This is a genomic window from Dietzia sp. Die43, assembly GCF_024519835.1.
Taxonomy (GTDB): Bacteria; Actinomycetota; Actinomycetes; order Mycobacteriales; family Mycobacteriaceae; genus Dietzia; species Dietzia kunjamensis.
In genome coordinates, this window is the sequence record NZ_JALJRF010000007.1 from 173,659 (window position 1) to 199,575 (window position 25,917).

Here is a 25,917-nt window from a genome sequence, read left to right on the forward strand (position 1 = left end):
CGCACCTGTCTGACGGGAACGGCCGCATCTGGCGGCTGTCACGACAGGCAAGGAGCACGACGTGAGCATCCAGACCCAGCAGTCGTTGACCGGGTTCATCGCCACCGAGCCGCAGCTGACCGAGACCTCGAAGGGGCAGGCCCGGTTCTACGCCAGGGTCGGCGTGCGGCATCAGCGCGTCGAGCCCGACGGCACCACCACGGACCTCGAGCCGACGTTCCACCACCTCGTCCTGTTCCGCGCCGCCGCCAAGCGCGCCCACGCCCTCCTGGCGAAGGACGACAGCTTCGTCGCCAGCGGACGCGTCCACCCGTTCACCTACGAGCGCGACGGGAAGACGATCCGCGACGAGGAGTTCATCGCGACCGCCATCGGCCACGACAGCCTGCGCACCCGCTACAGCGTCGACCGGAGCCACCGCAACCAGCCCGCCCCGGAGGCAGACGCGGCCGAGCGCCCGACGCCGCGCCCGCGCCGCAGGCCGGCGCCGATCGCGGATGCGTCGCAGCGGCCGTCCGCCCAGTCCACCGCGGTCGCTCTCTGAACGGCGGCCTTCCCATGAGCAACCAGGACGACACCCCGCGCCAGCCCGCCGCGGGTGGTGGAGGCGAGCCGGAGCTGCTGCCGGAGCCGCCGCACCCGGTGAACTGGAACATCCTGACCGCCGACGAGGCCGAGACCGAGTGGCTGGAGCTCAACGCCTGGGTGAACTGGCTGCGCCGCACCTACGGTCTGCCGGCCGCGGTGGTCCCGCCGCTGTGGCACCGCCACCCCGAGCTCGTCTGGGAACTGTCGGCGCTGCACCTGCACTGGTTGGGCGCCTACGACCCGGAGCAGAACGGGTCGGCACCGCTGGGCTGGCACCGCGACTTCGCCGACGCCCGGCACCGGCTGCGCGATTGGGTCGCCGCGTCCGGCACCCGCCTGTACCGCGACCGACCGACCAGGCAGACGGTGTGGCCCGGCGAGGAATCCGCCGAGCCCGTCGAGGAGATCCCGATCACCGACCGGGACGCGGACTTCGTGCAGCACGTCCTCGATGACGTCGCCCGCCGCCGCGAGGCCGAGGACGAGTTTTACCGCAACCTCGACCCGGACACGGGCGAGATCCGCCCCTGACCCTGCGCGACCGACCACGAGATAGCCCATGCGCGACAGGGAGGTGGCTTGATGTCTGCGCGCCGGAACCGCGACCCGCATCCCGGTCAGCTCGCGTTCGACCTGTGGGGACTGGACGAGCAGACCGCCGACGAGTCCTGGCCGGTGCGCTCGCATCCGATACGCCAGAGGACTCCGCCGGGGAGGAACAGGCCGATGAACAAGTACGCGGCAGCGGCCAGAGCACATTGGGAGAGGACGGCCCCGAGCCGGCTGAAGGCGCTGGAGAACCCGGAGGAGTTCTTCACGAACCTGGGCCTGGAAGTGCAGGCGCAAGTGTCGGACCTGACAGCAATACTGGCTGGGACGCGATCTTCGGAGCAGAATTACTTGCAGGAGATCGCCCGGCTAGTGACGGCCCGGCGGATCGCGGAGGAGGTCGTGATGGCACAACTGGTGTGGATCGGCGACCCGGAGCTACCGCTGGAGCAGGCCCGCGAGGAGTGGGAGCAGACCCGGCCCTCGGACGAGAACCTCGTGACCTGGGCCGAACGGATGCAGGACTCCGCGGACTTGATGCCCTCGACGGTGGAGCTGGAGCAGATGGCGAACGACTGGGCGGTGCCGGTGGCCTTCCTCGAGGGCCTGGTAGCGACCGAGCCGCCGCGGGACTACCTACGGGAGAACCAGGCCGTGCTGCAGGAGGCGGCGACGATCCGCTTCCTACGCGAACTGAGCTAGCCGCCCCACCTCGGTTCGTCCCAGCATCGCAGGACGACCTGGCCCCTTCGGGGCCGAAGGCCCGTTTCCAGGCGAACACCGCGGCGATCCGGCTCGCCCGCACCCTCGCCGCCGAGGAACGACCCGCGACGGGCGAGGAGCAGCAGGTGCTCGCCCGCTGGTCGAGCTGGGGTGCGATCCCCGACGTGTTCGACGCTACGAAGGACGGCTGGGATGCCGAGCGCGCCGAGCTGCGCGGCCTGCTCGACGAGACCGACTGGGACGCCGCGGCCCGCACGACGATCAACGCCCACTACACCGACCCGCTGATCGTCCGGCAGATGTGGCGCGCCATGAGCGCGCTCGGCTTCACGGGCGGAAGCGTGCTGGAGCCGGGTTCGGGAGCGGGGACGTTCATCGGGCTCGCGCCGGGCTCGGCGCAGATGACCGGCGTCGAGCTGGACCCGGTGACGGCGGCGATCAGCCAGGGCCCCTACCCGCACGCGACGATCCGCGCCGAGTCGTTCGCAGACACCCGCCTGCCCGAAGGCCACTTCGACGCTGCGATCGGCAACGTGCCGTTCGCCGGCGTCGTCCTGCACGATCCGGTCCACAACGGCACCAAGCAGACGATGCACAACCACTTCATCCTGAAGTCGCTGCGGCTGACCCGGCCCGGCGGGCTCGTCGCGGTGCTGACCTCGCATTACACGATGGACGCACAGAATCCCGGCGCACGCCGGGAGATGAACGCCCTGGCGGATCTCGTCGGGGCGATCCGCCTGCCTACCGGCGCGCACCGCCGCGCGGCTGGCACTGAGGTGCTCACCGATCTGCTCATCTTCCGCCGCCGCGAGGACGGTCGGCCACCGGCCGACGACCTGTGGGAGACTGTCACGCCGGTCAGCATCGACGGGCGGTTGGTGAAGATCAACGCCTACTTCGACCATCGGCCCGAGCGGATGCTCGGCGCCGTCGGCGTGCAGCAGGGCATGTACGGCGCGGATACGCTCACCGTCACCGGGAACCTCGCCGAGCTGGAGAGCACACTGGCGCTCGCCGTGGACGAGATCGTGTTCGCCGGGCGCCGGCTCGGGCTGATGATGAGCGAACGCACCGCGGCGCAGCAGTCCCGCCGTGCCGCGTTCACCCCGTCCGTGCCGACCGTATGGGACGGCAGCATCGTGCCCGTCGACGGCGGCGAGTTCGCGACCGTCGCCTCCGGGGCGCTGGAACCACTCGCCGTACCCAAATCGGCGGCGACCGAACTGCGCGCTCTGCTCGGGCTGCGCGACCGGGCCACGACCCTGCTGACCCTGGAGTCGGCGACGGTGGACGACACAATCGAGGTCATCGAGGCGCGGGCGGCGCTGCGGCGCGACTACCAGAAGTACCTGGGCAAGTACGGCCCCCTCAACCGCTACACACTGCGGCCGACCGGGCGGCAGAACCCCGCCGGTGAGGACACCTACGCGCGGATCGTGCCGACCCCGATCCGGCTGCTGCGTTCCGACCCGTTCGGGCCACTGGTGATCGCCCTGGAGCAGTTCGACGACACCGAGCAGACGGCCACGCCGGCGGCGATCATGACCCGCCGTGTCGTCGCCCCGCGCCCGGAGGTGCAGGGCGTGGAGACGCCCGCCGACGCGATCGCGGTGAGCCTGGACCGCACCGGCGGCATCGACCTGACCCTCATCGCCGACCTGCTGGGCATGCCCGAGCACGAGGCACGCCCGGCGCTGGCCGGGATGGTGTTCACCGATCCCGTTGGCGGCGAACTCGTCCACGCCCCCGCCTATCTGTCCGGCGACGTGCGGGGAAAGCTGGAGTCCGCCAAGGCGCGCGCCGCCGACGAGCCCGCGTTCCAGGCGAACGTCGACGCGCTGGCCGCCGTGCTGCCGCCCGCGCTCGGCGTCGAGGACATCACCGCCCGCCTGGGCGCGGTGTGGATCAGCGAACGCATCCACGAGGACTTCCTCAACGCGATCCTGAAGACCTCCGACGTGCGGGTGGAGAACGCGCTGCCGGGCATGTGGGAGGTCCGCGGCGGGCGGGTGGGCGTGCTGTCCACGAGCGAGTGGGGCACCGAGCGGCGCCCCGCGCCCGACATCGCCCAAGCCGTCATGGAACAGAAGACCTTGCTCGTCTATGACGAGGTGGAAGACGTCGGCGGGAAGATCCGCCGCGTCCTGAACCCGATCGAGACGACGGCCGCGCAGGAGAAGGCCGACCTGATCCAAGAGCGGTTCGGCGAGTGGGTATGGGAAGACCCGGCCCGCGCCGCGGCGCTGGTCGAAGAGTACAACCGGCGCTTCAACTCCATCGTCCTCCGTGACTACAGCGATGCGGGCGACTACCTCTCGCTGCCCGGCATGGCGGCAAGCTTCGAGCCGCGCCCGCACCAGCGGGCCGCGGTCGCCCGCATGATCGCCGAGCCCTCGGCCGGTCTGTTCCATGAGGTCGGTGCCGGCAAGACGGCCGAGATGGTGATGGGCGCGATGGAGATGCGCCGCATGGGCCTGATCGCCAAGCCCGTCGTCGTCGTGCCGAATCACATGCTCGAGCAGGTCGGCCGGGAGTGGTTGCAGATCTACCCGCAGGCCCGCACCCTCGCCGTCTCCAGCGGTGACCTGACTGCGGACAAGCGCCGCACCTTCGTCGCCCGCGCCGCAACACGAGTGGGATGCCGTGATCTTGACGCAGGGCGCGTTCGCGAAGATCCCGCTGCGCACCGAGACCCAGCAGGCATACATCCGCTCGCAGGTCGATGACGTCAAGGAAGTGCTCGACCAGGCCGAGGGCGAGGACCGGATGAGCGTCAAGCGCATCCAGCGCAAGCTCCTGGCCCTGGAGAACAAGCTCAAAGAACGCACCGACACCTCCCGCGACGTCGGTGTCTGCTTCGAGGACACCGGCATCGACTACGTGATCGTCGACGAGATGCACATGTACAAGAACCTCGCCACAGAGTTCAACATCCGCGACGCCTCGATCGAGGGCTCCGACCGGGCGACCGACCTGCACATGAAGCTCAAGTACCTGCGCTCACAGGGCCGGGAGCGAGTCGTCACCGGCGCGACCGCGACCCCGATCTCCAACTCGATCACCGAGGCATACGTCATGCAGCGTTACCTGCGCCCAGACCTACTCGACGCGGCCGGAATCGGTGCGTTTGACGCTTGGGCGGCGACGTTCGGGCAGACCGTCACGCAGATGGAGATGGCCCCGACCGGAAACAACACGTTCCGCATGAAGACCCGCTTCGCGAAGTTTTCGAACGTGCCGGAGATGCTCAAGATGTGGTCGATCTTCGCCGACGTGAAGACCGCCGAAGACCTGCAACTGCCGACCCCGGACCTCGTTGCCCGCGACGACGGGCAGCGGGTGCCGGCGACCGTGCCGGTACAGCCGACCGTGGAGCTCGAACGGTTCATCGAGCACCTGGGGGCGCGGGCGGAGAAGATCGCCGCGAAGGCGGTTCCGCCCACCGAGGACAACATGCTCAACGTGTCCACCGATGGGCGGAAGGCCGCGCTGGACATTCGCATGATCGTCCCGAACCGGCCCTCCGGCCCGACGAAGATCGACGCGGCCGCGGACGCGATCCACCGGGTATGGGAGCGCACGCGCGACAACGAGTACCTCGACGTCATCACCGGGCAGCCCTCGCCGGTACGCGGGGCGTTGCAGCTGGTGTTCTCCGACATCGGGACGCCGAACCCCGATCGCTGGAACGCCTACGACGAGTTGCACGCCCAGCTCGTGATGCGCGGGATGCCGGGCGAGGCGATCCGGTTCATGCACGAGGCCAAGACCGACACGGACAAGGCGCGGCTGTTTTCCGCCGCGCGCGCTGGGCACATCGCCGTGCTGCTCGGCTCCACGGAGAAGATGGGCGTCGGCACCAACGTCCAGGCCCGCGCCGTCGCGCTTTACCACCTGGACTGCCCGTGGCGTCCCTCGGACATCGCCCAGCGCGAGGGCCGGATCATGCGGCAGGGCAACCAGAACGCGGAGGTCGCCATCGTCCGGTTCGTGACGGAGCGCTCCTTCGACTCCTACATGTGGCAGGGCGTCGAGCGGAAGGCGACGTTCATCGCCCAGCTCATGCGTGGCCGGCTCGACACCCGCGAGATCGAGGAGATCGACTCCTCGGCTCTGTCCTCCGCGGAAGCGAAGGCGATCAGCTCCGGCAACCCCCTGCTGCTGGAGCACTCCACGATCCAGAACGAGGTCACCAGGCTCCGTCGGCTGGAACGTGCCTATCACCGTAACGAGTCGATGCTGATCCACAGCCGCGACCGCGCCCGCGGCGACGCACGCCGCGCCGGGAACGATATCGAGCATCTGGAGGCGGCGCTGCCCCGCATCCGAGAGACCTCCGGCGAGAACTTCCGTATCGAGCTGCGCGGCACGCACTACGACTCGCGGGTCGATGCCGCGCACGCGCTCGCCCGGTGGGCGCACGACTCGGACCTGAAGTGGGCGCCGAAGTACGCGACCCGCGACTACGGCGTCATCGGGTGCATCAGCGGATTCGACATCCACCTGAGCACGCTGCCGATGCTCGGCGATCTGCTCATGGAGGTCACGCTCGACGGCGTGCCCCGCAGCGGCTTCACGATCTCCCGCGGCATCTTCCTCGAGGGTGGTGTCGGCGTGATTCAGCGCATCGAGAACCGCGTCTCGGGCATCCCCACCCTGCTCGGGCACGCCCGCGATGACCTCGCCGTCGCCGAGCAGACCATCGCCGAGACCGAGGAACGCATCGGTCAACCGTTCCGGTACGTGCGCGCCCTGGCCGAGTCGGAGGCGGACCTGGCCCGTGTCGAGGCGCAGCTCGCCGCGATGCAGGACGGCGGCGACCTGCCGCCTGCCGTCGAGGAGGCCCGGATCACTGTGGAGTCCGTCCGAGCGCACCGTCCCGCGCTCGGTGTGCGAGCCGACCCCGACCGCACTGTGGCCGACCTCGCCGTCGCCGAGCGTTCGACGGCGCCGCTGCGCGAAGGACCGCAGTTCGGCCTCTGAAGTCGAGTCTCAGAACAGGGTCGGCGCGTCAGGGCCAGCGGCGGGGGGACGTGTCCCGAACGAAGACGACGGCGCCAGCCGCCGCGCCGCGGGCGCCTGCTCGGCCTGGGGCATGAGGCGGCTCGCCAGGACGGCCTTGACGTCGCTCCACAGGTCCGGGCGGTCCAGGTGCGCGTCCTTCTGGCAGTCGCAGGCCAGGTCGCTCAGGAACCGCTCACGGCGGGCAGGCGTCGACATCTGCTCGTCGTAGAAGCCGTGAATGTCGTAGTGCGCGATGAACCCGAAGTAGCCGTGCGTGGAGAGCCCCAGATACAGCGGGCGCGTGAACCGTTCACGGGGGAAGTCGTCGGCGATGAAGCGCAGCAGGGAGTTCACGAACCGCGCCTTGCGCTCCGGCGTGCCCGAGTCCCAGCCCGAGTCGACGAACTGCTCCGGCCGATATCCAGGGGTCGCCATGATGATGCTCCGCTTTTTCGCCGCGGGCAGGCGCCCGCACCACGAAGGTGCGCGCCGCCGTGGGGTCGGGGCGATGCGCGTACCTGTGCATCATGGGCAGCACAAGCGCAGAGCACGCCACCCGCGGCGATCTCGCGAAGCACGCGCTCCCGCCCAACTTCGATGTGGTGGCCTGGACGCGAGAGGCATGCGAGGCGTCAGGGGTGCCGTTCGCCGTCGAAGACCCGGTGGCGTTGGGCCGGCTTCGCGCGCTCATGGAGCATCCGGCCTGACCCAGCATCCTCCCGTTATGCCTTGAAGGTGAGCTGCACCCGCTCGGGCCGGAAGCGCGAACCACCGTTCGCGTAGGGCTGCACGACGAGGCTGTCGATCAGCGCGGTCAGGATCGCGCGCTTCTGCGGCACAGTCCACTCGTGCTCCCAAGCGTGCCGCAGAGCCGCCTCATCGCCGATAGGGAGCCCTTTGAGGGCCGACCCGCGGTTTACCCTGCCGAGGGCCAGTTCCGCGTCGTGAACGGCGCTCTGGGCGGCGACGCGACCGGCGTGGTACTCGCTGCGAGTCAGCATGCCCGCCCCGTAGTCGCGGGCGAGATCTTCCATCCGCTCGCGCGCGGCCATGATCCGTCCCATCGCTTCCGCGACTGCCCCGCCTGTCTCGGGAGTGTCGGCCGGAAGGGTGGTCACGGCCAGGCGCGCGATCACGGCTTCTCTGACAACAGCCTCGAGGCCGGATGCACTGACCGACAGACCGCCTCTCTCGGGATGTCCTGGTACTGGCATGCAGCGGTAGTAGTTCCGCTTCGCATCGGATGGCCCGTGCTTGGCCTTGCCCGCGACGAGCCCGGAGCCGCACTTGCCGCACGTCGCGATCGCCGACAGCAGATTGATCGAAGATGCTCCAACCCGGCGGTCGGGGTTGGAAAGCATGGCCCTGATGCGGGTTGTCTCTTCCGGCGTGATGATCGCCGGCCAGTTTCCCGGTCCGAGGATCTCTCGCCCGTTCGGGCCATCACCGCGCCGTCGCGTCGGCTCGTACGCTCGCTGCCCGCTGATCCGGGCGGAGACCAAGATGGACTTCACGGTGGTCGCGTGCCAGACGCCGAGCGTCTTCCCGGTCTTCGCCTGCGGTGCGGGGAACCCGGACTCATCGTTCAGCCACGCGGTGATCGAGCGCAGGGACTGGCCGGCGAGGAACCTGTCCGCCATCTCACGGACGACGGCGGCCTGCTCGGGGATGAGGACGCCGCCGGTGCCGTAACCGAACTTTGCTGCGCCGTGCCAGTCGCCACGTTCGGCCTTCTGCCGGTTCGCGCGGCGAATGCGGTCAGCCTTGTGTCCGGACTCGTAGGCCGCCATCGCGACGAGTTGTCGGGCCATCAGCCGACCCTCGTGGGTGTTCAAGTCGAACGCACCGCCCATGACCGCCTCAATGCGGATCGGATGCGTCTCCACGAGGTCGATCAAGTCCTCGAGCTCACGGGGTCGCCGGTAGAGGCGATCGACGTGCCACACGACGACCCGCGAAGGACCGAGCTTGATCCGGGCGAGCATTCGCGCGAAGTCCGGTCGCTTCTTGTCGAGGTAGGCGGACGTGTCGTTGTCCATGAAAACGTCGGGTTCGGCAACGTCCAGGCCCAGCCGGGCGCACAGCGAGAGGCAGTCGTCTCGCTGTCGCTCGACCCCGGCCTCCTCCCCGGTGCGGTCCTCGCTGATCCTCAGATAGACCAGCACCTGCTCCGTGATCGTCCCGGTGCTGCTCGTCGTTGCCCTAGAGAGCATGACGACCGCCCCGATCGGAGCCCTGCCTCAAGGACACATCGAAGGGGCATCGCGCCAGTGCGCGAAGCACCTCCTTCGAGGACCGATCGACTGCCAGGCGGGTTGCCTGCAGCGTCGCTGCGACGACTAGGTTGTTCTCGCGGCAGTAACGCTCGATGGCTCGTCGCTGTGCTGTTGCATCCCCGCCAACGGCTCGCGCGCGGGCCACCCGCACGTACGCCACGACGTTCTTCTTGCGTTCGACATCCATGCCGATCACCTCCACTGACTAGGTGCGTCAGATGCACCAAGTGGAGAAGACCACGCTGCTCGCCGCGATCACCGGGGAGCGGGCGGTCGACTCGGGCCGCGCGACCGTCGGGTCGGGGGTCCAGCCCGGGACGGTGGACCAGGCACGGACGGAGTTCGGCGGGCCGGACCCGCTGCTGGACACGTTCTGCGTCGCCGCCGACCCGGCCGGCCTCGACCCCACCGAGGCCCGCACCCTGCTCGCCAAGTTCGGGCTCGGTGGAGAGCACGTCGCCCGCGCCTGCGCGTCACTGTCACCGGGGGAGCGGACCCGTGCCGCGCTGGCCCTCCTGCAGCAGCGCGGGGTGAACCTGCTGGTGCTGGACGAGCCGACCAACCATCTGGACCTGCCGGCGATCGAGCAACTCGAGCAGGCCGTGGACGCGTTCGGCGGCACGGTCCTGCTCATCACCCACGACCGGCGGATGCGGGACGCCTTCCGCGCGACCCGCGAGCTGCTGGTCGACGCCGGGTCGGTGCGGGAACGACGCTGACGGGGCTCCCCCCGGCCATCGCCGGGGGGAGCGGGGGCGGAACCGCGGATCGACTAGTCTTGGCCCCGATGCGGGGCGGTCGACGGAAGTCCGCCGTGACGGGGAGGACGAGGGCACCGGTGAGCGAAGACACAGGCGAGGTCCGGATCGACGAGGAGTCGTTGGCGCGGTACTCCGCGGACGCCGAGGCCGCGTTCGCCGCCGCGGCGGATCTCGAGGCGCTGGCCGCCGCCAAGACGGCGCACCTCGGTGACCGCAGCCCCATCGCGCTGGGCCGCCGCACCCTCGGTTCGCTGCCCAAGGAGCAGAAGGCGTCCGCGGGCAAGGCCGTCAACGTGGCCCGGACCCGGGTCCAGCAGGCGTACGACTCCCGCCTGGCCGAACTGCAGGCAGAGCGGGACGCCGCCGTCCTCGTGGCCGAGACGCTCGACCTGACGGTGCCGTCGGGGCGCGCGCCGGTGGGTGCGCAGCACCCCATCACCATCATCACCGAGCAGGTCGCGGACGTGTTCGTCGCAATGGGGTGGGAGATCACCGAGGGGCCCGAGGTCGAGGCGGAGCACTACAACTTCGACGCGCTCAACTTCCTCCCCGACCATCCCGCGCGCACCCTCCAGGACACCTTCCACATCGCGCCCGAGGGCAGCCGCCAGGTGCTGCGCACCCACACCTCGCCGGTGCAGATCCGCACCATGCTCGACCGGGAACCGCCCATCTATGTGGCGTGCCCCGGGCGGACGTTCCGCACCGACGAACTCGACGCCACCCACACCCCGGTGTTTCACCAGGTCGAGGGGCTGGCGATCGACAAGGGATTGACCATGGCGCACCTGCGCGGCGCGCTCGACGCGTTCGCCCGGGCACTGTTCGGTCCGGAGACCCGCACCCGGATGCGGCCCAACTACTTCCCGTTCACCGAGCCCTCCGCCGAGGTCGACGTGTGGTTCCCGCGCAAGAAGGGCGGCGCCGGCTGGGTCGAGTGGGGCGGCTGCGGAATGGTGCACCCCAACGTGCTGACGGCCTGCGGCATCGACCCCGAGGAGTACTCGGGCTTCGCGTTCGGCATGGGCCTGGAGCGCACCCTGCAGTTCCGCAACGGCCTGTCCGACATGCGCGACATGGTGGAGGGCGACGTTCGCTTCTCCCTGCCGTTCGGCATCCGCTCCTGACCCGCCGCATCCACCCCCACCCCAGAAGACGAAGGACCCCACAGTGCGAATTGCGCAGTCCTGGCTGACCGAGATCCTGCAGCGGGCCAACGACGGCTGGTCCGTCAGCCCGGCCGAGCTCGACGCCGGTTTCGTGCGCGTCGGCCTCGAGGTGGAGGGTGAACCGGAGCAGTTGCCCGAGATCGGCGGCCCGCTCACCATCGGCCGTGTCAGCACCATCGAGGAGCTGGAGGGCTTCAAGAAGCCCATCCGCTTCTGTCTGGTCGACGTGGGCGGTGACGAGCCGCAGCAGATCGTGTGCGGGGCCCGCAACTTCGCGGAAGGCGACCTGGTCGTCGTCGCCCTACCGGGCACCGTCCTGCCGGGCGGGTTCGAGATCGGCAAGCGCAAGACCTACGGCAAGCCGAGTGAGGGCATGATCTGTTCGGCCTCCGAGCTGGGGATCGGCTCCGACCACAGCGGGATCATCGTCCTCGCCGAGGGCACCGCCGAGCCCGGGGACCCCGCCGGCCCGGTGTTGGCCGCGGGTGCCGGCGAGCGGGACACCGTGATCGAACTCAACGTGACGCCGGACCGTGGCTACTGCCTGTCGGCCCGTGGTCTGGCCCGCGAGCTGGCGTGCGGGTTCGACCTGGATTTCGCCGACCCGGCGGTCGAGCTCGGGCTGCCGTCGGAGAAGGAGGCCTGGCCGCTCGAGGTGACCGCCGAGTCCGGTGCCCAGCGGTTCGCCCTGCGCCGGGTCACCGGAGTCGACCCGTCCGCGCGGACCCCGTGGTGGATGGCGCGCCGCCTGCTGCTCTCGGGCGTGCGGCCGATCTCCCCGGCCGTCGACGTCACCAACTACGTCATGCTCGAGCTGGGTCATCCCATGCACGCGTTCGACGCGGGGCGCCTGCAGGGCGGGCTCGTCGTCCGTCGGGCTCGCGCGGGGGAGGCCCTCACGACCCTCGACGACGTCGAGCGCACGCTCGATCCCGAGGACGTCGTCATCTGCGACGACCGCGGCCCGATCTCGTTGGCGGGCGTCATGGGCGGTGCGAGCACGGAGGTCTCCGACGACACGACCGACGTCCTGCTCGAGGCCGCCGTGTGGGACACCCTCGCGGTGTTCCGGACCATCCGCCGCCACAAGCTCCCCAGCGAGGCGGGCAAGCGCTACGAGCGTGGGGCCGACGCCGCCGCGTCGATCGCGGCGCTGGACCGCGCGGCCACGCTGCTCGCCGAGATCACCGGCGGCTCCGTGGAGGCCTCTCTCACGGACGTCGGTTCGGCGCCCGCGATGCCGACGATCGCGTTCGACCCCGAGCGGCCCTCGCGGGTGGCGGGGGTCGAGTATCCGGTGGGGACCACCCGTCGCCGTCTGGAGCAGATCGGGTGCGCCGTCGCCGGTGACGACGCGGTGTTGCTCGAGGTGACCGCCCCGGCCTGGCGTCCCGACCTGACCCTGCCCGCGGATCTGGTCGAGGAGGTGCTGCGCCTGGAGGGGCTGGAGAACATCCCGTCGGTGCTGCCCACCGCGCCCGCCGGTCGCGGCCTCACCGAGTTCCAGCGCGGCCGCCGTGCCGTCGGTCACGCCTTGGCCGCGGCCGGGCACGTCGAGGTGCTCACGTCCCCGTTCTGTGACCCGTCGGTGTTCGACGCCATGGGATTGGACGACGACGACGAGCGCCGCAGCACCATGGCCGTGGTCAATCCCCTCGAGAGCGACAAGGCGCATCTGGCCACCACGCTGCTGCCCTCGCTGGCCGAGATCGCCCGCCGGAACATCACGCGCGGGGCCCGCGACCTCGCGCTCTTCTCGGTCGCGCAGGTGTCCTTCCGGACGCCGACGACGTCCGGGGTCGACATGCTGCCGGTCGATCGGGAGCCGACCCCGCAGGAGCGGGACAGCCTGGCGGCGTCGCTGCCCGACCAGCCGCTCCACGTGGCAGCCCTCTACACCGGTAGACGCGAGCCGGGCGGGCACTTCGGCCCCGGCCGGGAGGCCGACGCCCTCGACGCGGTGGAGGCGGCGAGGATCGTCGGGCGGGCCCTCGGGGCCGAGGTCGAGGTGCGGGCGGCCGAGCGCGCACCGTGGCACCCGGGTCGCTGCGTGGAGGTCCTGGTCGATGGTGGCGACCGCGACGCCGGGCCGGGTGAGATCGTGGTGGTCGGTCACGCCGGTGAGCTACACCCCGCGGCGTGCGAGCGGCTCGGGCTCCCGGCGCGCACGTGCGCGGTCGAACTGGACCTCACCGCGATCGGCGCCCGGGAGGTGCTGCCGGCCCCGACCATCTCGCCGTTCCCGCCCGTGAACCAGGATGTGGCGCTCGTCGTGGACGTGGCCGTGCCCGCTGCGCAGGTCGAGGCTGCACTCCGCTCGGGAGGCGGGGAGCTGCTCGAGAGCGCGCGACTGTTCGACGTCTACACCGGCGCCCAGCTCGGGGACGGGCGTAAGTCCCTCGCCTACGCGTTGACGTTCCGTGCCGACGACCGCACCCTCACGGAGGACGAGGCGAGCGCATGGCGCACGGCCGCCGTCGAGGCGGCGGAGAAGGCCGTGGGGGCGAGCCTGCGTGGCTGACGGCCGACGCCCCGCCGGTGCACGGGTGCCGCGGGTCCTGTGCATCGCGGGCACGGACCCGTCCGGCGGCGCCGGGCTGCTCGCCGACACCAAGGCCGTCGCCGCGATGGGCGGGTACGGAATGGGTGCCGTCACCGCGGTCACGATCCAGAACACCGTCGGGGTGACCGGGGTGCACGCCGTGCCCGTCGACGACGTGATCGCCCAGCTCGACGCCGTCGCCGATGACGTGACGATCGACGCCGTCAAGATCGGCATGCTCGGTGAGGCCGCTCTGGTGGAGGCGGTCGGCGACTGGCTTCGTCGTCGTCGTCCACCCCACGTCGTCCTCGACCCGGTGATGGTGGCCACCACCGGAGGCCGGCTGGCCAGTGAGGACGCGGCGCGGATGCTGCGGGACCTCGTCCCGCTGGCGGACCTGGTGACGCCCAATGTCCCCGAACTCGCGGTGCTGTGTGGCGGCGAGCCCGCGGAGCACATCGAGACGATCGTCGGGCAGGCCGAGCTCGTGCACGAGCAGACCGGCTGCGCGGTGCTCGCCACCACGGGCGATCTGGACGACGGCAGTGCGGAGGACGTGCTGGTGGAGTCCGAGGGGGACCGACGCACGACGCTGCGTCTGCCGTTCGTCCGCGTCGACACCCCGCACACGCACGGCACCGGGTGTTCGTTGTCCTCGGCGCTGGCCACCGCGCGGGTGGGGGAGAGGGACTGGGAGGCGGCCTACCGCCGCGTCCGCCCGTGGATCGACGGGGCCCTCCACGGCGGTCTCACCCTGGAGGTCGGCCGCGGTTCCGGCCCGCTCGACCACACCTGGTTCCTGCACCGCTGACCTGGGACGGCGCGGCCGTCCGCACCGACTGTGTCGTACACCTGTGCGAGTATCGGTTCCGCCGAACGGCCGAGACGATCAGGAGCAGACAGTGAACACCTCCCACAACACCTCCCACAACACCTCGCAGGGCACCTCGCAGACCCGATCGCAGGACGGGCACGAGGGCGCCGGGCCCCCCTCGTCAGAGAAGGCGTTGGACAGGGTCCGCAAACTCTTCGCCAAAGCCGAGAGCGTGGCGGGCACGCCCGAGGCCGAGGTCCTGCTCGAGCGTGCCTACGCCCTGCTCGCCAAGTACGGCGTCGACGAGGCGCTCGCGCGGACCGGTCCGGATACCGCCGCCGCCGAGGTGGCGGTCATCGACCACGTGATCTCCGGGAGCTATCAACCCGACCAGGTGGGACTGTTGGCCGCCCTCGCCGCCGCGATGCACTGCCGGGCCGTCACGTCCGCCCGCGGCGACGGCACCCGGGTCGTGCACATCGTGGGGGTTCGCCGCCACGTCGAGCGGGTGGGCATGCTCGCCGGGGCCCTCACCGGGGTCATGCTCGCCGCAGCGGCCAGACAGCGGCCCTCCCCGGGTGTCTCCGCGGTCACCCACCGCAAGTCGTTCATGACCGGTTTCGCCTTCGAGGTGGGGCGGAGACTGGAGGCCGCCGAGCGGGGCGCGGTGGCCGAGAGCCGGGACGCCGCGGGCGCCGGACTCGTCCTGCGGTCCGACTCGCAGCGGGCGGAGACCGAACTCCGTCGGCGCTTCCCGACCGCCGTCCGCGGTGCCCGCAGGCGGGTCGGTACGTCCGGGATCGAGGAGGGGCGTCGGGTCGGTGGCTCGGTGGATCTCGGCCAGCGCCGCTTCACGGGCGGCCGCCGGCAGATCGGGGCCTGACCCCGCACGCGGGGCGCCGGGCGGCGGGGCGTCGGACGGCGGGGCGTCGGACGGCGGGGGGCGGGGCAAGGGGCGCGGCTCGCCGGGGGAGATGCAAAACATTGCAAAGTGGTGCATACTCGTGCGTATGGCAATCACGGTGGCGGTCGCAGGTGCTTCGGGTTACGCGGGCGGGGAATTCCTCCGACTCCTACTCGGGCACCCGTCCTATGCGGCGGGGGAGTTAAAGATCGGCACGCTCGCCGCCGGGTCGAGCGCCGGACAGACGCTCGGGGAGCACCACCCGCACCTGCTGCCCCTCGCCGACCGCGTCCTCGCGGAGACCGAGGCGGAGACGCTCGAAGGCCACGACGTCGTGGTGCTGGGGTTGCCCCACGGGCATTCTGCGGCGATCGCCGAGCAACTGGGGCCGGACGTCCTCGTCGTCGACCTCGGGGCGGACTTCCGACTGGTGGACGCAGAGGACTGGACGGCGTACTACGGCTCCGAGCACTCCGGTACCTGGCCGTACGGTCTCCCGGAGCTCCCCGGGGCGCGTGAGGCGCTGCGGTCCACCCGCCGCGTCGCGGTCCCGGGGTGCTTCCCCACGGGCGCCACGCTCGCGCTGTTCCCGGCCGTCGCGGCCGGCCTCGTCGACGCCTCCGCCATCACGATCGTCTCCGTGACCGGAGCGTCGGGCGCAGGCAAGGCCGCCAAGGTCCCGATGCTCGCCGCGGAGGTCATGGGCTCGGCCAAGGCGTACGGCGTGACCACCCACCGGCACACGCCCGAGATCACCCAGAACCTTCGTGCGGTCACCGACGCGGAGGTGTCGGTGAGCTTCACCCCGGTTCTCGCCCCCATGGCCCGCGGCATCCTCACCACCGCGGTGGCGCCCACGACCGCGACCGCCGGGGAGCTCCGGGCGGTGTACGCCGAGGCGTTCGGAGACGAGCCGTTCGTCCACGTCCTGCCCGCGGGCGTGCAGCCCATGACCGCCTCCGTGCTCGGATCCAATGCTGTGCAACTCGGCATCGAGGTCGACGAGCGCGCCGGCCGCGCGGTGTTCACCGCGGCGATCGACAACCTCGCCAAGGGCACCGCCGGGGGCGCGATCCAGTCGATGAACCTCGCGCTCGGACTCCCCGAGACCGCCGGACTCAGCACCGTCGGCCTGGCCCCGTGACCGCGGACGCCCTGGCGGGCGCCACCTCCAGAGGCCGGATCCACGGTCTCGAGATGTGGTGGGCCCCGGAGGGAACCCATGCGATGTTCTGGGTCGCCCCCGCCGGCTCGACCGGCATCCTCAACGTCCACGGTGACGGGGCGGACGCGGTGGAACTGCGGTGGAGCACCCTGAGCGCCGAGATCCCGTCCACCCGCGCGGTCGTCCTGCTCGACGGCCCCGGCGTCGGAGACCCCGGCGCGGACTTCACGGCCGCGCACGAGGTCGCCGAGAACGTCGCCCGGTTCGTCAGCACGAGATCGGGTGTCGAGGCCGGCCCGATCGAGGTGCTCGTCTTCCGGCCCGACACCGATCACGCGCCGTGGCCGGAACCCGCACCGACGGCGGACGGAGCCGAGTTCCGTTTCCGACACCGCGGTGGCGCGGACGTCCGACTCGCCCTGACCATTCCCGACCAGCCCGGAGAGGCCTGACATGACCACCGAGATGAACGACGGCTCCACGCAGCTGACGCCGTTCGTCCGCGCGCACGTGCTCGCCGAGGCGCTGCCGTGGCTGCAGAAGTTCCACGACAAGATCGTCGTGGTCAAGTACGGCGGTAACGCCATGGTGGACGACGACCTCAAAGCGGCTTTCGCGGCGGACATGGTGTTCCTGCGCACCTGCGGGCTCAAGCCCGTGGTGGTCCACGGGGGCGGGCCGCAGATCACCTCCATGCTCGGTCGTCTGGGCATGGAGGGCGAGTTCCGCGGCGGGTTCCGGGTCACCACCCCCGAGGTCATGGACATCGTCCGCATGGTGCTGTTCGGCCAGGTCGGACGCGAGCTCGTCGGTCTGATCAACGCCCACGGCCCCTACGCGGTCGGGATCTCCGGAGAGGACGCGGGACTGTTCACCGCGGTTCGCCGGACAGCGATGGTCGACGGGGAACCCACCGACATCGGCCTGGTCGGCGATGTGCAGTCCGTCGACCCGCGGGCCGTCCTCGACCTCATCGAGGCGGGCAGGATCCCCGTCGTGTCGACCATCGCGCCCGACTCCGACGGAACCGTGCACAACATCAACGCCGACTCCGCGGCCGGGGCGCTCGCAGCGGCCCTGGGTGCGGAGAAGCTGATCGTCCTGACCGACGTCGAGGGGCTGTACACCGACTGGCCGGACCGCTCGTCCCTCGTGACGCATCTCGGTACCGAACCACTCGAGCGGCTCCTCCCGTCCCTCGAGAGCGGGATGGTTCCCAAGATGGAGGCCTGTCTGCGGGCGGTCCGGGGCGGGGTGCACGCAGCCCACGTCATCGACGGCCGCGTCGAACACTCGGTGTTGCTCGAGATCCTCACCGAAGGGGGCATCGGGACGATGGTCACCGAGGGCCACCACGAAACCAGGTCGCCGGCAGGAGTCGAGAAATGAACGACACGCACACCGTCACCGACACCCCGACCCTCACCGCGCGGTGGGACGACGCGCTGATGCGCAACTACGGCACCCCGCCGCTCGAGCTGGTCTCGGGCAGTGGCGCGACGCTCACGGGCGCCGACGGTCGTAGGTACGTCGACCTGCTCGGCGGGATCGCCGTGAACTCCCTCGGACACGGCCACCCGGCCGTGGTCGACGCGGTCAGTCGCCAGGTCGCCGAACTCGGGCACATCTCCAATCTGTACGTCCACCCCAGGGTGGTCGAGCTGGCCGAACGTCTCGAGTCCCTCTTGGCGGTGGACCAGCCGGTACGGGCCTTCTTCTGCAACTCGGGAGCCGAGGCCAACGAGGCCGCGTTCAAGATCGCCCGCCGGACGGGCCGGTCCCGCATCCTGGCAGCGGAGAACGGCTTCCACGGACGGACGATGGGGGCGTTGGCGATGACGGGCCAGCCCGCCAAGCGCGCGCCGTTCGAGCCCATGCCACCCGGGGTCGAGTTCTTCCCCTACGGCGACATCGACGCCCTGACCACGCTGGTGGAGCAGGCTCCGGGCGAGACGGCCGCCGTCATCATCGAACCGCTCCAGGGCGAGGGCGGCGTCGTCGAGCCTCCCGAGGGGTTCCTCGCCGACGTGCGCGCCCTGTGCACCGAGCACGGCGTCCTCATGATCGTGGACGAGGTCCAGACGGGGATCGCCCGTACCGGTGCGATGTTCGCCTGCCGCAAGGCCGGGGTCGTGCCCGACGTGATCACCCTCGCGAAGGGACTCGGTGGTGGCCTGCCGATCGGCGCGTGCCTCGGCGTCGGCGCCGCGGGCGAACTACTCACCGCCGGGCAGCACGGCACCACCTTCGGCGGTAACCCGATCTCGTGCGCCGCCGCTCTCGCCGTACTCGACACGATCGAGTCCGATGACCTCGTGGCGCACGTCGACCGCCTCGGCAAGATCATCGCCGCCGAGATCGAGTGCCTCGACCACCCACTGGTCGACCACGTGCGTGGACGGGGCCTCCTGCTCGGGATCGTGCTCACCGCGCCGGCCGCCAAAGCGGTGGAGGAGGCGGCGCGCGGAGCCGGGTACCTGGTGGGCGCCACCACGGCGGACGTGGTCCGTCTCGCACCACCGCTCATCCTCACCGAACAGCAGGTCGCCGAGTTCGTGTCCGCGCTGCGCGGGATCCTCGACACCGCGTCGTCCACCATCGCAGCCCAGAAGGAGTCCTCGTCATGACCGGCCCGACCGTCAGCTCATCGACCGCCGCGGCCGCGTCGACCGCGACCTCGACCCCTGCGGTCCGTCACTTCCTCCGCGACGACGACCTCAGCCCCGCCGAGCAGGCCGAAGTCCTGGACCTCGGGTTGAAGCTCAAGGCCGAGCCGTTCTCCGCCCGACCCCTGGAGGGCCCGCGGTCTGTCGCGGTCATCTTCGACAAGACCTCCACCCGCACCCGGTTCTCGTTCGACGCCGGGATCGCGGAACTGGGCGGGAACGCCATCGTCGTCGAGTCCGGCTCCACCCAGATGGGCAAGGGGGAGACCCTCTCCGACACCGCCCGGGTGATGTCGCGCTACGTCGAGGCGATCGTGTGGCGCACCTACTCCCAGGACGGCCTCGTAGAACTCGCCGCCCACGCGGACGTCCCCGTCGTCAACGCCCTGAGCGACGAGTTCCATCCGTGCCAGATCCTGGCCGACCTCCTCACCATCCGGGAGAACTTCGGCCGCACCGAGGGACTCCGGGCGGTGTACCTGGGGGACGGGGCCAACAATATGGGCCACTCCTATCTGCTCGGGTTCGCGACCGCGGGTATGCACATCACCATCGCGGCCCCCGAGGGGTATCAGCCCACCGGTCAGGTGGTCGCCGACGCCGAGCGGATCGCGGCGGAGACCGGCGGTTCGGTGACCATCACGACGGACGTCGACCGGGCTGTCGACGGCGCCGACGTCCTCATCACCGACACCTGGGTCTCGATGGGCATGGAGGACTCGGCCACGCAGCGACTGCGGGACCTCGCCGACTACCAGCTGGACCGGGCGTCGGTGGCCAGGGCCTCGGACGATGTCATCGTCCTGCACTGCCTGCCCGCCTACCGGGACAAGGAGATCTCCGCCGAGGTGATCGACGGCCCCCGCAGTCGGGTCTTCGACGAGGCCGAGAACCGACTCCACGCCCAGAAGGCGCTGCTGGTCTGGCTACTGGAGCGATCGTGACCGCCGTCGGCACCGTCAGCCGGACGGCCCGGCACGCCCGGATCACGGAGATCCTGCGTCGCCGACCGGTGCGCAGTCAGACCGAGCTCGCCGAGGCGTTGGCGCAGGAGGGTATCGCCGTGGCGGTGGCCACCCTCAGCCGGGACCTGGACGAACTCGGCGCCGTGAAGCTCCGCGCCGCAGACGGAGGCGCCGGCCGCTACGTGATCCCCGAGGACGGCAGCCACGTGCCGGGAATCCCCGGCGGGACGGACCGGCTGGGCAGGCTGATCGCGGACCTGCTCGTGTCCGCCGACCACAGTGCCAACATCGCGGTCCTGCGAACTCCTCCCGGGGCGGCAAACTTCCTCGCCAGCGCCCTCGACCGGGCCAATCTGGACGACGTCGTCGGGACCATCGCGGGGGATGACACCATATTCGTGATGGCCCGTGAACCCGTCACCGGAGCCGAACTCGCCGACCGGCTGGCCGGACTGGCACGACGCCAGATCTGACCGGCCCCGCACACCGAACCACCCCGAACAGACCCCACACATCAAGGAGAACACCATGTCCGATCGCGTCGTCCTCGCCTACTCCGGCGGACTCGATACCTCCGTCGCCATCAGCTGGATCGGTCAGGAGACCGGTGCCGAGGTCGTCGCCGTCGCCATCGACCTCGGTCAGGGTGGTGAGGACATGGACGTCATCCGGCAGCGCGCACTGGACTGCGGAGCCGTCGAGTCGGTGGTCGTGGACGCCCGCGACGAATTCGCCGATGACTACTGCGCCCCCACGATCAAGGCCAACGGCCTGTACATGCGCGAGTACCCGCTGGTCTCGGCGATCTCCCGTCCACTCATCGTCAAGCACCTGGTCACCGCGGCCAAGATGCACGGTGGGACCTCCGTGGCGCACGGCTGCACGGGTAAGGGCAACGACCAGGTCCGCTTCGAGGTCGGTTTCGGTGCGCTCGCGCCGGACCTCGACGTGATCGCGCCGGTCCGCGACTACGCCTGGACCCGCGAGAAGGCGATCGAGTTCGCCGAGCGGAACGAGATCCCGATCAACGTCACCAAGAAGTCGCCGTTCTCCATCGACCAGAACGTCTGGGGCCGTGCGGTGGAAACGGGCTTCCTCGAGGATCTGTGGAACGCCCCGACCAAGGACGTCTACGACTACACCGAGGACCCGACCATCAACTTCGCCGCCCCCGACGAGGTCACGGTGACCTTCTCCGAGGGCGTGCCGGTCGCGATCGACGGCCGCAAGGTGACCGTGCTCGAAGCGATCGAGGAGCTCAACCGTCGCGGCGGCGCGCAGGGCGTCGGGCGCCTCGACATGGTCGAGGACCGCCTGGTGGGCATCAAGAGCCGCGAGGTCTACGAGGCGCCGGGCGCCATGATCCTCATCACCGCCCACAAGGCGCTCGAGGACGTCACCCTCGAGCGTGAGCTCGCCCGATACAAGTCCGGCGTGTCCGACACCTGGTCCAACGCGGTCTACGACGGTCTGTGGTTCTCGCCGCTCAAGTACGCCCTGGACGCCTTCATCGACAACACGCAGCAGCACGTGTCCGGTGACATCCGGATGGTCCTGCACGGCGGCTCGATCACCGTCAACGGCCGTCGTTCCGACTCCTCGCTCTACGACTTCAACCTCGCCACCTACGACGAGGGTGACTCGTTCGACCAGAGCTACGCGAAGGGCTTCGTCAACCTGCACGGCCTGAGCTCCAAGATCGCCGCCAAGCGGGACCTCGGCCTGTGAGTGCGGAGCAGGGCGACTCCGGGCGGCACGGCACCAACACGGGCTCCCTGTGGGGAGGTCGGTTCTCCGGCGGGCCGTCGGAGGCCATGGCCGCGCTGAGCAAGTCCACCCACTTCGACTGGGAGCTGGCCCCGTACGACATCCGCGCGTCCAAGGCGCACGCCCGGGTTCTGCACCGCGCGGGTCTGCTCACCGGGCCCGACCTGGACGCCATGCTCGACGGGTTGGACCGCCTGGCCGCGGATGTCGATTCGGGGGCCTACGTCCCGGCGGAGTCCGACGAGGACGTGCACGGTGCCCTCGAGCGCGGCCTGATCGAGCGGGTGGGGCCCGAGGTGGGCGGTCGGCTGCGTGCCGGCCGGTCCCGTAACGACCAGGTGGCCACCCTGTTCCGCATGTGGCTCCGCGACGCCGTGCGGGCGGTCGCGGCGGGGGTCCTGGACGTGGTCGACGCGCTCGTCGGCCAGGCCGACGCGCACCCCGAGACGGTGATGCCGGGCAAGACCCACTTCCAGGCCGCGCAGCCGGTCCTGCTCGCCCACCAGTTGCTCGCGCACGCCCAGCCGTTGCTGCGCGATCTGGACCGGATCCGTGACCTCGACCGCCGTCTGGCGGTGTCGCCGTACGGTTCGGGTGCGCTGGCGGGGTCGTCGCTGGGGTTGGACCCGGACGCGATCGCCGCCGAGCTCGGCTTCGACCGGGCCGCCGACAACTCGATCGACGCCACCAGCTCCCGCGACTTCGCCGCCGAGGCGTCGTACGTGCTGGCGCAGATCGCGGTCGACCTGTCCCGCCTGGCGGAGGAGATCATCGCCTGGTCCACGCCCGAGTTCGGGTACGTGACGCTGGCGGACGAGTGGTCGACGGGCAGCTCGATCATGCCGCAGAAGAAGAACCCGGACGTGGCGGAGTTGATGCGCGGGAAGACCGGTCGACTGATCGGTAACCTGACCGGCCTGCTGGCGACCCTCAAGGCGCAACCGCTGGCCTACAACCGCGATCTGCAGGAGGACAAGGAACCGGTCTTCGACTCGGTGTCGCAGCTGGATCTGTTGCTGCCGGCCATGGCCGGTCTCGTGGCCACCCTGGAGTTCCATCCGGAGCGGCTCGCCGAGCTCGCTCCCGCCGGGTTCACCCTGGCCACTGACATCGCGGAGTGGATGGTCCGGCAGGGCGTCCCGTTCCGGGTCGCCCACGAGGCGGCGGGGGAGTGCGTCCGTGTGGCCGAGAACCGCGGCGTCGGGCTCGACGAATTGGACGACGACGAGTTGGCGGCCGTGGACCCCGCGCTGACGCCCGAGGTGCGCGAGGTCCTCACCGTCACCGGTTCGATCGCGTCGAGGAACGCCCGGGGCGGCACCGCGGGCGAGGCGGTGGCCGCCCAGCGCAGGCGACTGGGCGAGATCCGCGACGAGTTCGCGGGCTGGGTAGGGTGAGCGCCATGTCCGTCATCGACGCACGTCTGCTCGAGATCCTCGCCTGCCCCGAGGACAAGGGCCCGCTCCTGCTCGCGGGATCGGAGACGCTGTACAACCCGCGTCTGCGCCGGGCCTACCGGATCGACGACGGCATCCCCGTGCTGCTGGTCGACGAATCCCGGCAGGTGGACGACGCCGAGCACGCGGAGCTGGTCGCCCTGGCAGGTGGAGGCACCGAGGGGTGAGTTCCCCGGACGACCGGACAGGCCCCGCCGTCGGCACCGATACCGATCGGTTCCGGTTGCTGCTGCGGGAGTCATCGCCTGACACCGCGGCCCGGGCTCTGCTCGGAGGGATCCTGTCCCACGGCGCGGTCTCGGTGAGGATCATGGAGGTCGAGGCCTACGGCGGGCCACCGGAATCCCGCTTTCCCGACGCGGCCGCTCACACCTGGCCGGGCCCCACCCCCCGGAACGAGGTCATGTTCGGGGACGCCGGTCATCTGTACGTCTACCTGAGCCACGGGATCCACCAGTGCGTGAACATCACGTGCCGGCCCGCCGGGGAGGGCGGCGGAGTACTGCTCAGGGCGGCCCGCATCGCCGGCGGCCACGAGATCGTGGACTCCCGCCGGCCCGGCGTCCCGGCCGAGCGGGCCGCCCGCGGACCCGGCAATCTCGGCAGCACCCTGGGCATCGACCTCACGATGAGGGGCATCGACGTGCTCGACTCGTCGTCGTCGGTCCAATTCCGCCCCGACCCGGTCCCCGGGCACCACATCAGGTCCGGTCCGAGGGTCGGGGTCTCCCGCGAAGCGGACCGCCCGTGGAGGTTCTGGGTGGCCGGCGCGCGGGAGGTCTCCGCGTACCGACGCAGCCCACGGGCCCCGCAGCTGACCCGCCCCGTGGTGGCCGGACACGCCGAGTGAGGGACAATGTCCGTCGTGACCAACAACATCCTCGATGAACTGCAGTGGCGCGGGCTGATCGCCCAGTCGACCGATCTCGACGCGCTCCGGGCGCACCTCGACGAGGGCGCCGTGTCGCTCTACTGCGGGTTCGACCCGACCGGGCCGAGCCTGCACGCCGGTCACCTCATCCCGCTACTGACCCTGCGCCGGTTCCAGTTGGCCGGACACCGGCCGATCGTTCTGGCAGGCGGCGCCACCGGCATGATCGGTGACCCCCGCGACGTGGGGGAGCGGGTCATGAACACCTCCGACACCGTGGCGGAGTGGACCGAGCGGATCGCCGGTCAGCTCGAGCGGTTCGTCGACCTCACCGAGGGCCCCGTTGGCGCGCGGGTCGTCAACAACATGCAGTGGACCGGCCACATGACGGTGATCGAGTTCCTCCGCGACGTCGGCAAGCACTTCTCGCTGAACACGATGCTGGGTCGGGACACGGTCAAGCGCCGGCTGGAGGGAGAGGGGATCTCCTTCACCGAGTTCTCGTACATGCTCCTGCAGGCCAACGACTTCCTGCAGCTGCGTCGCAACATGGGGTGCACGCTCCAGCTCGGCGGGTCCGATCAGTGGGGCAACATCGTCGGCGGTGTCGATCTGAACCGGCGGGTCGACGGGGAGTCCGTGCACGCGATGACCGTTCCCCTGGTGACCTCGTCGGACGGGAAGAAGTTCGGGAAGTCGACCGGAGGCGGGAGTCTGTGGCTCGATCCCGCGATGACGAGCCCGTACACCTGGTACCAGTACTTCCTCAACACCGCCGATGCCGATGTGGTGCGGTACCTGCGGTGGTTCTCCTTCCTCGGTAGGGAGGAGATCGACGAGCTCGAGGAACTCACCCGAGAGAAGCCCCACATGCGGGCGGCGCAGAAGCGACTCGCCGAGGAGATGACAACCCTGGTCCACGGAGTCGCCGCGACCGAGTCCGTCCAGGCCGCCGCGCAGGCGCTCTTCGGCAGAGGCGAGTTGGCCGGCCTCGACGAGGCGACGCTGGCGGCCTCGCTGGAGGATGCCGGCGCTGTCGAGATCGCGCAGGGTGAGCCCGCCACGATCGTCGATCTCCTGGTGGCCTCCGGTCTCTGCGACAGCAAGGGGGCGGCGCGGCGTGCGATCGGGGAGGGCGGCGCGTATGTCAACAACGAGCGCGTCTCGGATCCGGAATGGACTCCGGCGGCCTCTGACCTCCTCCACGGATCATGGCTCGTGCTCCGGCGGGGGAAGAAGAACTTCGCCGGGGTCAGGATGAACTGAGTCTGGAAGATCGTTGAAGGCGCCGGTGAACCCGGCGCCTTTGGCATTTCTGCAGGTCTAGCTGCGGGTTTGCGTTTCCGTTCACGTCTGCGTAACTTATTGGGAGTCGCCGAGAGCGGCCCGGGCCGAGAGGCCGGGGACGCCGAGGAGACGGGCTCCGAACAGCAAGAAGATCTCGCCGGTTTGACTCGGTGAGACCGGATAGCTAAGATGGAGAAGTTGCCCTCGAGAGAGTGGCGGCGGCGCCGCGAGGCGGGAAAGCGACCGGATTGTGAATCGGAACGCAGACCTGTTACGCTGGTGGAGTTGCCCTCCTCGGGAGGGCGGCGGAGATCACCCTGGGTGAAGCGAGGCGAACAGCCCCGTGGAGACGGTGTGTGGGTGTTGTTTGAGAACTCAACAGTGTGTTTTGTTTGTGATAGTGCCA

Annotated in this window: 24 protein-coding genes and 1 pseudogene; 22 read left to right on the plus strand and 3 right to left on the minus strand. The window is 70.4% G+C overall.

Going from position 1 to position 25,917, the window contains the following annotated elements; genetic code table 11:
- The first annotated feature begins 61 nt into the window (after positions 1–61).
- The 5 genes from NR111_RS08080 (at position 62) to NR111_RS08100 (ending at position 6,846) form a co-directional block, all read left to right on the plus strand.
- A complete protein-coding gene (locus tag NR111_RS08080; RefSeq protein WP_256820501.1) occupies positions 62–544 on the plus strand; it encodes a single-stranded DNA-binding protein in 483 nt (160 codons plus the stop codon).
- A gap of 14 nt (positions 545–558) precedes the next feature.
- Positions 559–1,119 (plus strand): DUF4913 domain-containing protein, encoded by a 561-nt coding sequence (locus NR111_RS08085; RefSeq protein ID WP_256820502.1) that lies wholly within the window; start codon positions 559–561, stop codon positions 1,117–1,119.
- A 51-nt stretch (positions 1,120–1,170) separates the two neighbouring features.
- Positions 1,171–1,839, plus strand: a complete 669-nt coding sequence (locus NR111_RS08090) for a hypothetical protein (RefSeq protein WP_256820503.1) — start codon at positions 1,171–1,173, stop codon at positions 1,837–1,839.
- Positions 1,840–1,985: 146 nt separating this feature from the next.
- Positions 1,986–4,589, plus strand: a complete 2,604-nt coding sequence (locus NR111_RS08095; RefSeq protein WP_256820504.1) for a hypothetical protein — start codon at positions 1,986–1,988, stop codon at positions 4,587–4,589.
- Positions 4,507–6,846: a helicase-related protein gene (locus NR111_RS08100; protein ID WP_256820505.1), complete on the plus strand. Its 2,340-nt coding sequence runs from the start codon at positions 4,507–4,509 to the stop codon at positions 6,844–6,846. The genes NR111_RS08095 and NR111_RS08100 overlap by 83 nt, the downstream gene beginning before the upstream one ends.
- 9 nt (positions 6,847–6,855) lie before the next feature.
- Here the strand turns inward: NR111_RS08100 and NR111_RS08105 are convergent, their stop codons facing one another.
- Positions 6,856–7,302 carry a hypothetical protein gene (locus NR111_RS08105; protein ID WP_206474114.1) on the minus strand — a complete coding sequence of 149 codons (447 nt, stop codon included), beginning with the start codon at positions 7,300–7,302 and terminating at the stop codon, positions 6,856–6,858.
- Positions 7,303–7,394: 92 nt separating this feature from the next.
- On the opposite strand from NR111_RS08105, the gene NR111_RS08110 reads away from it, so the two are divergent.
- Positions 7,395–7,574, plus strand: coding sequence for a hypothetical protein (locus NR111_RS08110; RefSeq protein ID WP_206474113.1), 180 nt, complete (start codon positions 7,395–7,397; stop codon positions 7,572–7,574).
- 15 nt (positions 7,575–7,589) lie between these two features.
- On the opposite strand, the gene NR111_RS08115 is transcribed toward NR111_RS08110, so the two are convergent.
- Both NR111_RS08115 and NR111_RS08120 read right to left on the minus strand, forming a co-directional pair.
- Positions 7,590–9,032, minus strand: a complete 1,443-nt coding sequence (locus tag NR111_RS08115; RefSeq protein ID WP_256820506.1) for a recombinase family protein — start codon at positions 9,030–9,032, stop codon at positions 7,590–7,592.
- A 37-nt stretch (positions 9,033–9,069) separates the two neighbouring features.
- Positions 9,070–9,330 (minus strand): hypothetical protein, encoded by a 261-nt coding sequence (locus NR111_RS08120; RefSeq protein WP_206474171.1) that lies wholly within the window; start codon positions 9,328–9,330, stop codon positions 9,070–9,072.
- A gap of 46 nt (positions 9,331–9,376) precedes the next feature.
- Here NR111_RS08120 and NR111_RS08125 point away from each other — a divergent pair.
- The 16 genes and pseudogenes from NR111_RS08125 to tyrS form a co-directional block, all read left to right on the plus strand.
- Positions 9,377–9,862: pseudogene (locus NR111_RS08125) on the plus strand (ATP-binding cassette domain-containing protein); the annotation flags it as partial.
- Between the two features lie 119 nt (positions 9,863–9,981).
- Positions 9,982–11,031 (plus strand): phenylalanine--tRNA ligase subunit alpha, encoded by a 1,050-nt coding sequence (gene pheS, locus NR111_RS08130; RefSeq protein WP_120285900.1) that lies wholly within the window; start codon positions 9,982–9,984, stop codon positions 11,029–11,031.
- Positions 11,032–11,074: 43 nt separating this feature from the next.
- Positions 11,075–13,594: a phenylalanine--tRNA ligase subunit beta gene (gene pheT, locus NR111_RS08135; protein ID WP_256820507.1), complete on the plus strand. Its 2,520-nt coding sequence runs from the start codon at positions 11,075–11,077 to the stop codon at positions 13,592–13,594.
- Positions 13,587–14,426, plus strand: coding sequence for a bifunctional hydroxymethylpyrimidine kinase/phosphomethylpyrimidine kinase (thiD, locus tag NR111_RS08140; RefSeq protein WP_182633928.1), 840 nt, complete (start codon positions 13,587–13,589; stop codon positions 14,424–14,426). The genes pheT and thiD overlap by 8 nt, the downstream gene beginning before the upstream one ends.
- Positions 14,427–14,517: 91 nt before the next feature.
- Complete coding sequence (locus tag NR111_RS08145; RefSeq protein WP_256820508.1) at positions 14,518–15,312, plus strand: DUF2786 domain-containing protein; 795 nt, start codon at positions 14,518–14,520, stop codon at positions 15,310–15,312.
- Positions 15,313–15,439: 127 nt separating this feature from the next.
- Positions 15,440–16,477, plus strand: coding sequence for an N-acetyl-gamma-glutamyl-phosphate reductase (argC, locus tag NR111_RS08150; protein ID WP_069390101.1), 1,038 nt, complete (start codon positions 15,440–15,442; stop codon positions 16,475–16,477).
- Complete coding sequence (locus tag NR111_RS08155; RefSeq protein WP_182635138.1) at positions 16,474–16,950, plus strand: hypothetical protein; 477 nt, start codon at positions 16,474–16,476, stop codon at positions 16,948–16,950. Before argC ends, NR111_RS08155 begins: the two co-directional genes overlap by 4 nt.
- 1 nt (position 16,951) lies before the next feature.
- Positions 16,952–17,887: an acetylglutamate kinase gene (gene argB / locus NR111_RS08160; RefSeq protein WP_067714080.1), complete on the plus strand. Its 936-nt coding sequence runs from the start codon at positions 16,952–16,954 to the stop codon at positions 17,885–17,887.
- The gene (locus NR111_RS08165) at positions 17,884–19,125 is read left to right on the plus strand and encodes an acetylornithine transaminase (protein WP_256820510.1); all 1,242 of its coding nucleotides are present in this window, start codon (positions 17,884–17,886) and stop codon (positions 19,123–19,125) included. The genes argB and NR111_RS08165 overlap by 4 nt, the downstream gene beginning before the upstream one ends.
- On the plus strand, positions 19,122–20,108 hold the full coding sequence (gene argF / locus NR111_RS08170) for an ornithine carbamoyltransferase (RefSeq protein WP_253003543.1): 987 nt from the start codon (positions 19,122–19,124) through the stop codon (positions 20,106–20,108). Before NR111_RS08165 ends, argF begins: the two co-directional genes overlap by 4 nt.
- A complete protein-coding gene (locus tag NR111_RS08175; RefSeq protein WP_096905560.1) occupies positions 20,105–20,602 on the plus strand; it encodes an arginine repressor in 498 nt (165 codons plus the stop codon). The genes argF and NR111_RS08175 overlap by 4 nt, the downstream gene beginning before the upstream one ends.
- Positions 20,603–20,657: 55 nt before the next feature.
- Positions 20,658–21,857: an argininosuccinate synthase gene (locus NR111_RS08180; protein ID WP_132063238.1), complete on the plus strand. Its 1,200-nt coding sequence runs from the start codon at positions 20,658–20,660 to the stop codon at positions 21,855–21,857.
- The gene (gene argH / locus NR111_RS08185; RefSeq protein ID WP_132063239.1) at positions 21,854–23,293 is read left to right on the plus strand and encodes an argininosuccinate lyase; all 1,440 of its coding nucleotides are present in this window, start codon (positions 21,854–21,856) and stop codon (positions 23,291–23,293) included. Before NR111_RS08180 ends, argH begins: the two co-directional genes overlap by 4 nt.
- Before the next feature lie 5 nt (positions 23,294–23,298).
- Complete coding sequence (locus NR111_RS08190) at positions 23,299–23,520, plus strand: Trm112 family protein (RefSeq protein WP_067714095.1); 222 nt, start codon at positions 23,299–23,301, stop codon at positions 23,518–23,520.
- Between the two features lie 56 nt (positions 23,521–23,576).
- On the plus strand, positions 23,577–24,203 hold the full coding sequence (locus NR111_RS08195; RefSeq protein ID WP_067714140.1) for a DNA-3-methyladenine glycosylase: 627 nt from the start codon (positions 23,577–23,579) through the stop codon (positions 24,201–24,203).
- Between the two features lie 6 nt (positions 24,204–24,209).
- Complete coding sequence (tyrS, locus tag NR111_RS08200; protein WP_182608983.1) at positions 24,210–25,490, plus strand: tyrosine--tRNA ligase; 1,281 nt, start codon at positions 24,210–24,212, stop codon at positions 25,488–25,490.
- Positions 25,491–25,917: the final 427 nt, after the last annotated feature.